The sequence below is a fragment of the Rothia sp. HMSC067H10 genome, assembly GCF_001810635.1.
Taxonomy (GTDB): domain Bacteria; phylum Actinomycetota; class Actinomycetes; order Actinomycetales; family Micrococcaceae; genus Rothia; species Rothia dentocariosa.
On record NZ_KV802279.1, the window covers coordinates 76248 to 89878 of the forward strand.

Consider the following 13631-nt stretch of genomic DNA (forward strand, 5'->3'; position numbering starts at 1 on the left):
GCTCTAAAAGGCATTTTAGGCACAGCAGTGCCCAAGCGTTTTGAGAACGCTACCTTCCTAGGGTACAAGGTAATGGCCTATTTTCACCATTTGAAGGGCAGAAAACCTTCGATTTTGCGAGCTTTCTCTCGCCCCCGATGTCTTTTCCACCGCAGCGGATATACATGAGACGGCGAGAACCACGGATGCATACTCCCGAGTTCCCGCCGCCCCAAATGCCAAATGGCGGCGCGATAGCGCTAGTGGCGCCTCTTACGGTTCTTCTTCCCCTTCGAGAGGGCACTGGCGCCCTTAGAAGTACCGTTCTGAGCCGGTTTTTTAGCCTCGCTTGCGGATCCCTGAGTCTTAGCCTGCTTCTTCTGAGCAGCAGCCGCTTCCGCCGCATGCGCACGCTCGACAGCTCCCAGGACATCGAAGCCCTCAAAAGGATTCGGAGCACCGTTAGCGTCTACCGCCGTCAGAGCCTTCTTGTTAGCGGATGCAGACTTCGAGGCGCTGCCTGCTACGGGCGCAGGCTTTTTCGTCTCGGGTTTCTTCGAAGCCGGTTTTGCCGATGCCTGGGCAATTTCCGAAGGTGACGGGGCGGGTTTTACTGGTGTTTTCTCGGTATCTGCCTGAGCCTTCTGCTTGGGTTGAGATTCCACAGGCTTATTCTTAGTTTCGTTCACCGCAGGAGCAACCGGAGTCGAATCGACACCGCTCAGATTAGCCGTTTCCGGGCGGGCAACTGCTGGAACGGGCTGGGGTATGGCTGCAGCCGCAACCGAAACATTCTTTGCCGGAGCCTGAGAATCTGAATCCTTGCGATTGGGGCGTTTAACCGCCACGGGCTCAGCGGTCGGGGTCGGCACCGAATCGGGCGAAGGCTCGTCCAGAGTAATCGCACTCTGCAACTCAGAACGTATCTCTTCCGGAGTTTCCTCCAACTCGACATTCGCCGCCGCCCTCTGAACGGGCGCATCCGAAGGTTCTGCCTTCACAGAGTCAGAGGAATCCGTCTGAGGGGTCTCTGTGGCGGGTTTCTCGCGCTTCGCCGAATCTACGCTCTGTGCGGGAGCGGATGCGGGCTTTTCCGCAGGCTTAGCAGTCTTCGAATCTGTCTTATCCGAAGGTGCTGCCTTTGGCGCGGGCTCGGCGCTCTTAGAAGTTGCATCACTCGATGGCTTCGAGGGTTTCGACGCCTCAGCAGGCTTGGGAGCCTCTGCCGCCTTCGCGGGTGATGGTTCCGGCGCTGGTTTCTTCGGTTCTGTGGAGGCTTCCCGCTCTTGCTCAGCCGCCGAAGATTTAGAGGTCTCAGCGGAGGCAACGGCAGGGGCATCCTCACGTGATGAAGCAGAAGCGGACTTAGGCTCTATCTTAGGAGGTTCTGTCGCAAATTTCGCGTTGTCTGCGGCTTTCTTCTCGGCTGCCTCCTGCGCCTCAACCAGCTTGACCGCCTGGGTATGCGGCAAATCAAGACCGAAGTAATGGCGAACGCGGCGAATCAGGCTGATGCGCTCACTCCCGGGCTTCTCCGGTTTCTCTGGCTGTTCGGACTTGCGCGGTGAGAACTGCGCGGGTCGCACGGGCGGCACGTTTCGGCGCAGGGGCGCACGAATAACATCGTCCTCCCCCTCAGCTTCAGTCTGGGTTGAGGTTCCGCTCTCGGCCTGCTGTCCCATGGTGCGCCACGGAATAAGGCCGGTCGCCACAAGCTCTTCAGCGGAGATTTTACCCACCGGAGCCTTCTCGACATAGACTTCCCGAACAGGTTCTTGTTCGTCGGGTGTCTCTTCAGCGTCTTTATCCTCGGTGCTTTCGGTTGAGTCTTCGTGAGAGGCAGAGTCGTCCTGCGATTTGCCCTGTGCCTCTTCCGAAGACTTGGATTTTTCGGATCCGTCGGCAGACTCGTCCGTAGCTTTTTCTGCCGTTATCTCTTCAGCAGACTCTTTGTCCTGTGCATCGTCAGATGCAGACTCACCGGGTTCGTCAACCGGCAGAACGTCATCCTCAAATTCGGGCTGCACGCTCTCAAGCTGGGGTTCGTGTGCCGCGGTTTCCTCAAGGGGATCGATCGGAGACTCGTGGGTGCTCTCAGCGGTTTCCTGCGGCTCGGGAATGTCAGCCGTGGGAGTATCACCCGTGTTCTCGGCGGATGCGGTTTCTTCTGCCTCATCTTCCTCGAAGCCCACGGCCACCGGGGTCGGCACGCGCATACGTCCTTGACGACGGCGTGAAACGGTGGTTCCTTCACGAATAATTTTTGGAAGCTGCGCGGCCGGAGATTTCTCCTGCTCAGCCTTATATTCTGATTCGGGAATATTCTCGTCGGTATCCTGCTCCGGTTCCGCTTCCTCGTGTTCTTCCACGTCAGCGTCAGATTCGGGCTCTTCGGAAGAATCAGTGCTTTCCTCGGAGTATTCCTCCTCTTGGAATTCCTCGTCGTCCTCAGAGGGGTCACCAGGCATACCGTTCGGGGTATTTGCCGCCTGATCCAGCTCTATGCCAGCTTCGGAGTATAGCTCTTGCAGCTGGTGGGCAATCAGTTCGCGTGCGGTGCGGGCATCGCCGTCCTTGACAGCATCTACAATGGCACGGTTTTCCACCCGGATGCGCGTCATCGTGCTGCTCCACAGCGGCAAACGTCCCATAAGCGACAGCAGGGAATCGAAGGAAGACTGGCGGATCGCAACCAGCAAGCCCACGACCAGTTCGTTACCCGCCAAACGCACCAGCCGGTGGTGGAAGGTCAAAAGCTGATCAAGAAACTCACCAATACTCAGAGTATCGTCTTGGAGCGTCTCAAGGGCCTCATCAACCTCATCAAATGAGACCTTGTCGGGGTCAATATTAGATACCGCCCAGCTCTCAAGCAGGATGCGGGTCTGCAGCATATCGCGGGTTGGGTAAAGCGATGTAGACATGTGCAGACGAATAGGTCCCGCAGCCGCAGCCGCCGGTTCCTCATAGAGATAAGGAATAATCTCTTTGCCGCGCCCAGAGTACAGGCGTATCAATTCCATATCTTCAAGGGTTTTGAGTGCATCTCGGGTTCGGGAACGCCCCACACCGATGGCGTGGGCAATCCGCTGATCGTCAGGAAGGCTTTGACCGAGCTGAATATTGCCTTCAAAAAGCTCGGTCTCAAGCCAGCGCAGAATCTTGCGATGAATAGCCAATGAGAACTCCGTTTATACGAGTTAGAGGTGGGATGCTATGAGAACCGTCGTGCACGCGTGCGGTCTATACCGCACAACACCACGAGACGTATGCTGTGAAATATCCATGTTACCGGCGCCTTCCGAAAACGCGTGAAAGCAGCCCGCGCGGGGGTTCTTTCGGGGTATCTGCAGTGCCGAATGCTGAGGTGTATTCCGTCTGTGTCTGGTACGGAAGTTCCTCGTTCTTACCAGATTTTTCGGATGCCGTGCTCTTCGTCTTGTCAGAGGCGTCGGCTGCCTCTTCGTCCTCTTGAGGACGGGCACCCTGCACGGAACTCATTTCCGGGGTGACGACGGGCAGCACCGCTGTGAAGGTCACGGAATCTGATTTGACCGGCGCATTCTCGGCGAGTTTAGCTTCCACGGCCTTAGCCTCTTCGGATTGTGCCTGCGTCATATTCTGCGCGGCGGCAGGGGCGGCTTCTGCTGGGGTTTCAGCACCTGATTTTTGCGGTTCCTGAACGGTTGACGATGACTCTTCCATCTGAGCCGCTGGCTTTTTCTCGGGCTCCTGAGTTTTTGCTGCAGCACCTGTGGAGGCGGTACCTTCGGCGGACCTAACCGTTGCAGGTTTTGCCGGTTCCTTAGTCTCGGGCGAGCCAGCGTTCCCCTGACCTTTCTCGGTCTGCTTTTTCTGCGCAGTACCCTGTACCGCACGTTCCCCATTTTCCGTGCTCTTTTCGGCAGTGTCGATGCCGTAGCTCACGGTAGAAGATGTGCCGGGCTGGGTGGCGGTTTGTGCGTTGGTCGCAGTGGTTTCGGCGGGCTTATCCTCGGGTTTCTTCTCGGATGCAGCCGCCTGCATCGGGGATTCGGCGGGTTTCGCAGCCTGGGCTGGGGTTTCTAGGGATGCGGCCTGCACTTCGGTTTTCGCACCGAGTTTTCCGGTATGCGCCTGCGCCGCCCGTTCCGAACCCGGCTTCGGGGCAGAAAGCTCTTCACGGACCGATTGTGCCTGAGCCGATTCTGTTTTCGCAGCGGTTTGAGCCTGCTGCGAAGGCGATTCGGGTTTCTGAGGCTTTACCTGAGCACTCTCGTGAGCGTCGTCCTTCACGGGCTTTTGCGCTTCGGCCTTCGCTACATGAGAGGTCTGCTTAGACTCAGCGGAGCTCGACTTTACGGGCTTAGCACCCTCGGATTGCTGGGCAGGCTGCTGAGCGCCTGAGACGTGCGTGCGCTCTTGAGTCTGTGCTTCAACGTGAGGCTGTTTCGTATCGTGCGAACGCACGGGAGCCTTAGCCGACTCGGTGCTCTTCACAGACAGTTCAACGTCCTTCTGAGCTGACACGCCCTTGTCGGTCTTCTCGCTCTTCACTGCCTCCGGCTTCGCCTGTGTGGTCTTATCCTGCGACTTTGACCGGGGAACAAAGCCGCGTGCCTCGGGCGAGAACCCCTGCTGACCGTCATCAATTCCGTCGTCATACCCATAGGACTGCTGCGGTTTCTCCTGATAGGAAGACCCCGAGGGCGTGAAAGGACGCATGGGAATAAATTCGTTTTCCTCAACGGTTCCGGCGGTTTCTGTACCCTCTTCCGATGCAGCGGGTGCCACCTGCTGGGCAGGTTTTGACACGATGCGCGCGGCGGATTTAGTCGAGGTCTTCGGCCCCAGACCGGAGGTTACCGAGCTCTCGGCAGAACGTGTCTCATCATCAAAAATGGCGGGTTTTGCAATCGCGGCGGTCGTCGTCTTCTTCTTAGCAGACGATTCGCCCTCAGCGTGCGAATCATGAGCGCCAGCCTCGTGGGAAGCGCCCTGCCCATCGCGATCTTTCTGCCCGGAGTCCTTCTCGGCATCCCGCTCGCCCGAAGGGCTCGCTCCGGGCTTCACGCCAGCATTCGCGGAACCGGTAGAACCCGGGAAAGCCTCGAAACGCTTGCGCTGCGAAAGGGTCTTGGATACACGTTCCTGAGGCGTCGGCTCAGGCTGCTCAACGACAGACGAGGATTCAACGGACTGGGCGGGCGCGTCCGAATCCGAGGTCTTATCTCGATCTTGTACGTCTTGAGCATGGGCAGTGGCAGCTTCACCAGCGGTTTCATCGGTTGTTTTACCGGTAGCTTTAGGGCGCTGCTCTGTATCTTGCTGTTTTTGCTCGTTGGTCTCAGACTCGCCAGCGTGCGCAGTTTTCTCAGTCTTGGCCTCGGCGCTGGGCTCTTCAGTCTTTTCGGTTTTTGCTGTGTCATCGTCTGAGGACTCGACAACATCGACAACCTCAATCACGGAAGCCTGTTTAATCTGCGACTCCCGCTGTTCCTTCGTGCTGTGTGCAATCGCCTGTATATCGGCAACCCAGGCGGTGATCTCGTCAAATACTTCAGGGTTCAGCGAATAGAGGCGGCGCTGCCCTTCGACCAGCACGGTGACTGCCCGTGCCTCACGTAGAATCTTAAGGTGCTTTGAGATAGTGGGTTGGCTCATGTTCAAGTGCTCAACAACGGCACCAACAGTACGTGTTTGTTCAGCCAGAAGATGAACGATATTGCGGCGGGTGGGGTCCGCGATCACTGAAAAAACGTCTGATTGCATATAGCGATTATGACATATTTCGGCGTATGCTCGATACCTGTTTTATGGGTTCTAGCCCGAAACTACGCGGTTTTTCGCTAAGCTTTCCGCTTATATTACCAAATGCTCATAATATTCCGTTCTAGCTATATACCATTTATGGCATATACACGCCCACACAGTGCATGCACCACAACAACCGTTCCAACATTATCCCTAGAAATACCTATGATGTTCCGCTCAGCTGCTTGCCTGGGCGATACACTAGAGAAAGCTAAACATCCCCACCAAGACCGTACCCCGCCCAAACTCTGCGCACGATCGGAAAGGAGGCACCCGTGGGACGCTATCTACGTCGTCTGCGCGCGCATCAGCGCAAACGGGTGCGCGATTTTTCTGAGGGTCGCATCTCCACCGCTATCGGCAAGGTTCCGTCTACATCGCCGATGATGTATGAGCAGGAAGAGGTCACTCGCCGCTTCAACCCCTTCGATATCCGAAGCTACGAGAAGCTGCGCAACCTTATTGATACGACTGTCTTCTCCTCACCTTCGCGAACCGCTATCGCGTCCTTCTTTCTGGTGATCATTTTCTTCACCGTAACGTTGAGCCTGCCGATTTCTTCGGTCACGGGTGAACCTGCGCCATTTCACCACGCCTTCTTCACCGCCACCAGTGCGGTGACCGTGACCGGTTTGACGACTGTTTCAACAGCGGCCCAGTGGTCAGTATTCGGGCAGGTTATGATTCTGCTCGCCTGTCAGATTGGTGGTTTAGGCGCGCTGACCATGACCTCGCTTCTTGCCCTGGCGATCGGGCGAAAAATGGGTTTGCGCTCTAAACTTATCGCACAGGAAGAGCTCAGTATTGGGCGGCTCGGTGAGGTCGGCAGCGTGCTTCGTACCGTCGCTTATACCTCAATCGGGATCGAATCGACGATCGCCCTCGTTCTTACCCCGCGTTTTCTACTTCTTGGCGAGAATCTGCCCACCAGCCTGTGGCACGGTATTTTCTACGCTATTTCGTCCTTTAATAACGCCGGGTTCACCCCGCATTCCGATGGCTTAGTACCCTATGGACACGATTTTTTCGTGCTCGCACCCGTCAGTATCGCCGTGTTCTTGGGGGCACTCGGGTTCCCCGTGCTGATGACGATTCAGCAGAAACCCTTCCGCCCCCGCGACTGGACCCTAACGACCAAACTCACGGTGACGACCACGAGCATCCTGTTCGTGCTGGGTGCCCTGCTCTGGGGCATAGCCGAATGGGCAAATCCGCGTACTATCGGCAATTACGGCGCGGGCGAGAAAATTCTCAGCTCGATTTTCGCTTCCATCATGACGCGCTCGGGCGGGTTCAACCTGGTCGATATGAACGATATCCGCCCGGTCACCGGCCTCATAACCGACGTGCTCATGTTTATCGGCGGTGGCTCAGCATCTACCGCAGGCGGCGTGAAAGTCACCACGATTGCCGTGATTATGCTTGCAATTATTGCGGAGGCACGCGGCGACCAGTTCGTGATGACCTTCGGGCGCACCATCCCGGTGTCGGCGCTGCGCATCGCCATTTCGGTGACGATGATGAGTACCGGAATTGTGCTTGTGGGCACCGGAGTTCTGCTGGCGATAACAGACCAGCCGCTCGTGCGCGTGCTCTTTGAAGTCATTTCCGCCTACGCAACCTGCGGACTATCAAATGGACTCTCCACGGAACTGCCGCCCTCGGGCATCTATGTGCTCTCCCTGCTCATGTTTATTGGGCGAATCGGCACCATTACCGCCGCCACCGGTTTGGCGCTGAGGTCTCGCCGTCGCCTGTATAAGTACCCCGAAGAAAGGCCCGTCATTGGCTAGTAACCATAACGCCCCCGTACTGATTATTGGGTTGGGACGGTTCGGTTCGGCGACCGCCGCCCAGCTTCACGCCCAGAATAAAGAGGTTCTCGCCATTGAGAAAGACCCCGAAATTGCGCAGAAATGGACGGGCGTGCTCACCCACGTGGTCTCAGCAGATGCCCGCGATATTGACGCGCTCAGGCAGCTGGGTGCAAGTGATTTCGGGTCTGCGGTTGTGGGGGTGGGTACCTCAATTGAGGCTTCCGTGCTGATTACCGCGAACCTGGTCGATCTGGGGGTTGAGCGGATTTGGGCGAAGGCGATCACCCCCTCACACGGCAAGATTCTAGAGCGTATTGGCGCGCATCATGTGGTCTACCCGGAGGCGGACGCGGGCCGCCGCGCCGCGCACCTGGTGTCGGGGCGCATGCTGGACTATATCGAATTCGACGACGATTTCGCGATTGCTAAGATGCGCCCGCCAAAGGAAACTCACGGGTTCACCCTGGCGGAGTCGGATATTCGTGCAAAATACGGGGTGTCTGTGGTGGGTATTAAGTCTCCTGGCGAGGAGTTTACCTATGCGGATGCGGCAACGCGCATCCATTCCCGAGATATTCTGATTGTCTCGGGGCAGGTGGATCTGATCGAGCGTTTCGCGGCCCGCCCGTAGGTTCTGGCTTCCCCTTCTCCCTACATAAAAAGAGCCTTTATTTGAATAAAGGCTCTTTTTATGTAGGGAGAGGTAGGCAGGAGGCGGGGGCTAGTCAGCCGTGTACTGTTCGCTCAGCTCAGCGGAGCGGGCGGCGCAGGCGCGCATAGCATCCTCGGTGAGATCGAAAAGTCCCTTGTCAATAAAGGTATTGATAGCGCGCTCAGTGGTTCCGTTCGGGCTGGTGACAGCCTTGCGCAGGGCGGCGGCATCCGGGTTACTATCCAACAGGTACCCGGCACCCGCAATCGTTGCGGATGCGAGCCTCTGCGCGGTCTCTTCATCCAGACCGAGCTTCACACCGGCACTCGCCATAGTCTCCGCCAGCAGGAACCCGTAGGCGGGACCGGACCCCGAAACAGCGGTGACCGCATCCATCTGGTCTTCTCGCACCTGCACTACCATACCTACGGTCTCTAGGATCTTCTCGGCGAGCGCAATCTGCTTCTCGGTCACTGCCTCACTCACCGAGATTGCCAGCACGCCTTTGCCTACGCTTGCGGGCGTATTGGGCATGCAGCGGATCACCGGCTGCCCCGCAGGAAGAGCCTTCTGCAGCGTATCGAGGGTGACTCCTGCCGCCACCGAAATGACGAGTGCATCCGACGTGAGGTCGGGCGAAATTTCGCGTGCCAGCTCGACGATTCCGTAGGGTTTAACCCCCAACAGCACTACGGATGCGCCGCTGACCGCCTCACGGTTGCCTTCAGGGTTGAGCTCGCACCCGATCACGACGGCGTCTCGCCCGTTAGGACCTAACTGATGGCGCAGTCGGTCTATGGAGTTTTTACTGCGCACGGTGGCGCGGATAGCTTCTGCGGGGTATCCGCCCGCGATGAGCCCGGCAGCGATGGAACCGTTCATGGAGCCGGTGCCGAGGAATGCTATATGTTCGGTCATCTTCGATCCTTACTGTTTGCTTCGTTCGTGTCGCGGGGCGCATGCCGCCCGCATCACGGGGTATGTTATCTAGCATACAATCCAACACCGGTTCCGGCGGCTCCCCGTATGTATTCCGGTACAAAAAAAGAGCTGTGGTTCGCGGCTAGAATGTAAAACGATGAAAACACGTCTGATTCGCTGTGCCCACCTTCTGCTGTGCACCGTGCTGGTTGGCGCGGCTACCGGTGGCGGGGCGATTATTCTGCACTACCTCCTGGATATCATGCAGGAGCTCACGTTCGGGCATACGGAGGCGGAGCATCCGATCGTGACGGATCACAGCGATACTGTTCGACGTGTGCTGGTGTTGATCGCGGTGGGCGTGGCGGTCTCTATCATCTGGTTTTTGCTTCAGCGGCGCACTAAGCTGGCGTCTGTTAAAGCGCAGATTCGCGGCGAAACTCCGCAGGAGCGCCGCCCGGGATTTCTACGGCAAACCCTGCACAGCCTCACTCAGATTGTGGCCGTGGGTGCGGGTGCACCGGTGGGTAAAGAGGTTGCCCCGCGCGAGCTGGGCGCACTGTTTGCTGGACGTCTGGCGGATCTGATGCGCATCCCGCAGACCGTGCGCCCGGTGTTGGTAGCCTCAGCTGCGGCGGCGGGTTTAGCGGCTGTGTACCAGGTTCCGGTGGGCGGTTTTGTTTTCCTGTTTGAGGCTCTCGGTTTAGCGCTGTCGCTGCGCAATATTTTCACGGGTGCGGTCCTGGTTCTTGTGGCAACCTGCACCGCGCATCTGGTGATTTCGGATGCGCCCACCTACCCCGTCCCGCAGCTGCAGACCACCGGTGAATCGCTGCTGCTCGCGGTTGTTCTTGGTCTAGCTATCCCTCCCCTGGCGCTGTGGTTCCGGGCGGCGTCTCAGCGCGCAGAGAGCCGCAAAACTACGAATCGGAACGTGCTCTGGCGGCTTCCTCTGGTACTTGCGCTGGTGGCGGTGACCTCGATTTTCCTGCCGGAGATTCTGGGGAACGGCCGCCCGCTGACCCAGCATATTTTCGATGCCGCATCCGGTTTATCTTCGAGCTCCAGCAGGCTTGACGCGACCGCCTTAAGCCAGGCGCTTCTCTATGCTCTTGCACTGCTGGCAGCTAAAGCGATCCTGGTGGTGGCGAGCCTGCGCAACGGTGCCTACGGAGGCACGCTCACACCGGGGTTAGCCTTGGGTTCCGCCTGCGGTTTCGTGCTTACAGGCCCTCTAATCCTCGTGTTCCCGACGCTGACTCAACTTCAACCGGGCGCGGGAGCGCTTCATGCATCAGAACTTCTCGGGACCGCCGGACTGCTGGGTGCGGTCACTTTCCTGAGCCTGTCGATGAACGCCCCGCTGAGCGCCTGCGCCCTGATTCTTGGGTTCGCCGGGCAAGACTGGCAGGCGTATGCACCTTTCGCGGTAGCGGTCGGCACGGCATGGGGTGTCAAATACCTGTGGATGCGCCTGGGCAACAAAACACAACCATCCCGCAAACCGTAACGTCTGGCCAGCATTAAGATCGGCTGGCTGAGCGCCTGTAAGGGAATTTCGCGTACTCTACGCGTGTCGCACAAGCGGCATGCACAGGTTTCTTGTGTGGATGCGGCTATAATGATTTACTTTACAGTGCATCTATTTTAGGTGTGTTCAGATTCTTCTACCCGCCGTCGGTTTCATAGCTACAGTACTGCGGGCAAAGATTCACCGGGTTTTCCGGGCTATACACACACCCGAAAGAGGGCGCCTGCCGTGCATCCGACTGCAGGCTCAAGCTCGACTATACATATGGTGTTGTGCAAGGTAACTTCGTGTTGTACGCTGACTTGGAGATATCTCTCGCTATCCTTAAAGAGCCCAATATTTCCGGGGTGTTTAGGCAACTCGTGCCCGTTTTGGGTACTATTGCAGAGGTTATCCCGCGAAATTCCAGTTCGCAGTCTAGCCATACCGCTGACCGCGCCTTAGCTGAGCTCTTACCGGTGCCTAGCACCCGCTGGATTTTCTAGGCGGAAAACCACCCCGCCCGCACCGGCTCAACACCTGCCCACAGACTTTAACACCAGCCACAGCATCCGAGGGAGACACGATGAGCGATAAGAATCCTCATACCTCTGAGCGCATACAGGATTCGCACCACCAGGGAGGTGCTCCTTTCAGCAATCCTCGACGCTCTCAGACTTCGACGACTGTGCAGCACGTGCAGGAAGAATCACCTGCCCAAAACTCGCTGCCCCCTCAGGATGCTGGGCCGAATGCACCCGCTCAGATCCCACAGACAGCGCAGGATCCGCAAAGCGCGAAGACTCAAGAGTCCACTCAGAAACCTGCCGAGGATTCCCCGGCAGAGAGCGCTCACGCTACCCAGTCCACACCGTGGGGCTCACAGACCTCAAAGCCCCAGCCTGCCGAGGCCGAGAGCGCTCAACCCGCCGCCGTTGAGATCGATACGAACACCCCTGCGGAGGCGCTTCCCCAGAGCATTTCACGCCCGGACGCTGACGAGGCTGTTCACCACGAAAATACTCAGACCCGTCAGCTGCCGGTACAGAGCCGACCTGAGCAGGGCCCGCTAAGCTCATATCTTTCGGAGAAACCACAGGATTCTGAGGCTCCTGAACCCGCCGTCGCACACGCGGAGGCACTGGAGGCTGAACCTGCCGATAACATTCCGCAGTCCATCTCGCGCCCGGACGCTGACGAGGCTGGCGACGCGGAAGACGTGAGGACCCGCCAGCTTCCTGCCCAGGCCCAGGAACAGGGCGCATTCTCGTCCATCGCCGATACGATGTCTGCCGCTCGGGCAGAGCGCGGGTATAGTACACCTGCCGACTCCGCCGCATCCGAGGCACAGGCTCCCGCAGAGAAAACCGGGACTAAGAAGGTGTATGAAGACACCATGCCTGCATCCGCAATTCCGATCATTACGGCGAACACCCCGGCGGTATCGGTCGGGGCACCGGCAAGCGGTCAGATAGCCGCAACTACAGGGGCGGTGCCTGCAGGTGCCGAGAAAACCCCCGAGCAGAAACGTTCGCGCGAGCTCAAGACCATTGTTACGGTGACCGCGATTCGTACCGTTCTGCTTGCCGCATGCCTGGTGATGTATGGCTTCGGCTTTGGTGGCGGCGGAACCTTCAACATGATGCTCGGCTACGGCGGCGCAGTGTATATGCTCGTGCAGATTGCGGCGTGCATTTTCGCGGTGCGCTCGAAGTCTACGAAGAGCATGCGCATCCTGAATGGAATTAGCGCCGGATTGGGTATTATTCTGCTGATCGTCACGGCGATCGTCTATGCTGGCTGGTCGGGTGAAGATTCTTCAGCCGGGGCCTATATCTTCATCATGGCAGATATTATTCTGAGCGTGATTATTGCTTCGGCTCGGTCAATCATCGAGCAGCCGAAGGACGACGTTGAACCCGAGAGGTTAGCACGCGAATAGGCGGTCGTTTTCTCACAGTCTAAGGTCGGATGCGCCGGGTACGATCCTGGCGCATCCGACTTTTGTGTACACTCTTGTGAAAATGCCAGACTCTACGGCGGAAAACTATCGGCTGGCACGGTTTGGGACTAAATGCCTGTGTACCCCGTCAAAAGGCTGCAGACACTTCTAGTCTTAGAAAAACCTGCCTAATCGGCCGATTTGTTACAGACTGTGACGTCATGCCTTGTTTACTAGACACTCGTGCTTCTTCGCCGGTATAACGCCTTCAAACCGTCGGTTGAACATGTGTATATCTGAGTTTCATTTAGCTTACGAACATTAAGTTTTGATAAATCATCCCTGAGTATGAGGGTTTTTAATGCCGCAAAGGCATAGTATAGAAATTCAACCTATACACCAGACATGCTTGCGAACCATATTTTGGGGGAATCATGAGCACACGAGCAGCATCTGCGGGAGCGTACACCGCCTTAGGCGGCGTTGAGCGTGCGCACGGCATCCCGCAGCGTGGCTCGGGTGAGGTTACCTTCAGGCATACGTTGGCATCCGTGGGGTACACGGTACGCGTTCTGTTTATGGTACTCCCGTATGTGATGACGTTCTTCGCGCTTCTGGTGAATGGCGATTTGACTAGCGACTGGAGCCACATACTGTTCCACCCGATGGGGCAGTTCATTCTGGTATACGCGCTGGGGCATATTGTTGCGAACGTGTGCTTCAATTTTCGGATGGGCACCGGGATGGTGCGGTCCGTCAATGCTTTAGGCGCGGTACTGTGTGTGGCGGTTTCTCCGCTGTGGTTCCGACTGCTCACGAGCGGTAACCTGGCGCTGGATGCGCTGTGGACGCTCACAATCGTGCCCCTTGAGTTTGTGGCGTGCTTGACGTTTTACATGCACGCGGTACGGAGGGATGGGTAGACCCCTCCAGACCCTCGCACAGTGTCAGTGAGAGCACCTCCCTAGTGAGCACCCGACGTTCGTTCTTCCGTCGGGTGCTCACTCTCTGTCCAAA

General features: G+C 57.6%; 8 protein-coding genes. 5 read left to right on the forward strand and 3 right to left on the reverse strand.

The genetic code is table 11. From position 1 onward, the window contains the following. Positions 1-239 precede the first annotated feature (239 nt). On the reverse strand, positions 240-3158 hold the full coding sequence (locus tag HMPREF2756_RS01130) for a FadR/GntR family transcriptional regulator (RefSeq protein ID WP_070617337.1): 2919 nt from the start codon (positions 3156-3158) through the stop codon (positions 240-242). Positions 3159-3267: 109 nt separating this feature from the next. Next, positions 3268-5730 (reverse strand): ArsR/SmtB family transcription factor, encoded by a 2463-nt coding sequence (locus HMPREF2756_RS01135; protein ID WP_070617340.1) that lies wholly within the window; start codon positions 5728-5730, stop codon positions 3268-3270. Between the two features lie 425 nt (positions 5731-6155). On the opposite strand from HMPREF2756_RS01135, the gene HMPREF2756_RS01140 reads away from it, so the two are divergent. Beyond that, entirely contained in the window at positions 6156-7565 is a 1410-nt protein-coding gene (locus HMPREF2756_RS01140) for a TrkH family potassium uptake protein (protein WP_048777699.1), read from the forward strand. Then, complete coding sequence (locus HMPREF2756_RS01145) at positions 7558-8220, forward strand: potassium channel family protein (protein WP_004005437.1); 663 nt, start codon at positions 7558-7560, stop codon at positions 8218-8220. The genes HMPREF2756_RS01140 and HMPREF2756_RS01145 overlap by 8 nt, the downstream gene beginning before the upstream one ends. Positions 8221-8310: 90 nt before the next feature. Here HMPREF2756_RS01145 and proC read toward each other — a convergent pair whose 3' ends face one another. Continuing rightward, positions 8311-9159: a pyrroline-5-carboxylate reductase gene (proC, locus tag HMPREF2756_RS01150; protein WP_070617342.1), complete on the reverse strand. Its 849-nt coding sequence runs from the start codon at positions 9157-9159 to the stop codon at positions 8311-8313. A 160-nt stretch (positions 9160-9319) separates the two neighbouring features. Between proC and HMPREF2756_RS01155 the strand changes: the two genes are divergently transcribed. From HMPREF2756_RS01155 to HMPREF2756_RS01170, 3 genes are all read left to right on the forward strand, one after another. After that, positions 9320-10672 (forward strand): chloride channel protein, encoded by a 1353-nt coding sequence (locus HMPREF2756_RS01155; protein ID WP_070617345.1) that lies wholly within the window; start codon positions 9320-9322, stop codon positions 10670-10672. A 586-nt stretch (positions 10673-11258) separates the two neighbouring features. Continuing rightward, the gene (locus HMPREF2756_RS01165; RefSeq protein ID WP_070617350.1) at positions 11259-12614 is read left to right on the forward strand and encodes a hypothetical protein; all 1356 of its coding nucleotides are present in this window, start codon (positions 11259-11261) and stop codon (positions 12612-12614) included. Between the two features lie 434 nt (positions 12615-13048). Beyond that, positions 13049-13537: a hypothetical protein gene (locus HMPREF2756_RS01170; RefSeq protein WP_070617352.1), complete on the forward strand. Its 489-nt coding sequence runs from the start codon at positions 13049-13051 to the stop codon at positions 13535-13537. Positions 13538-13631 lie beyond the last annotated feature (94 nt).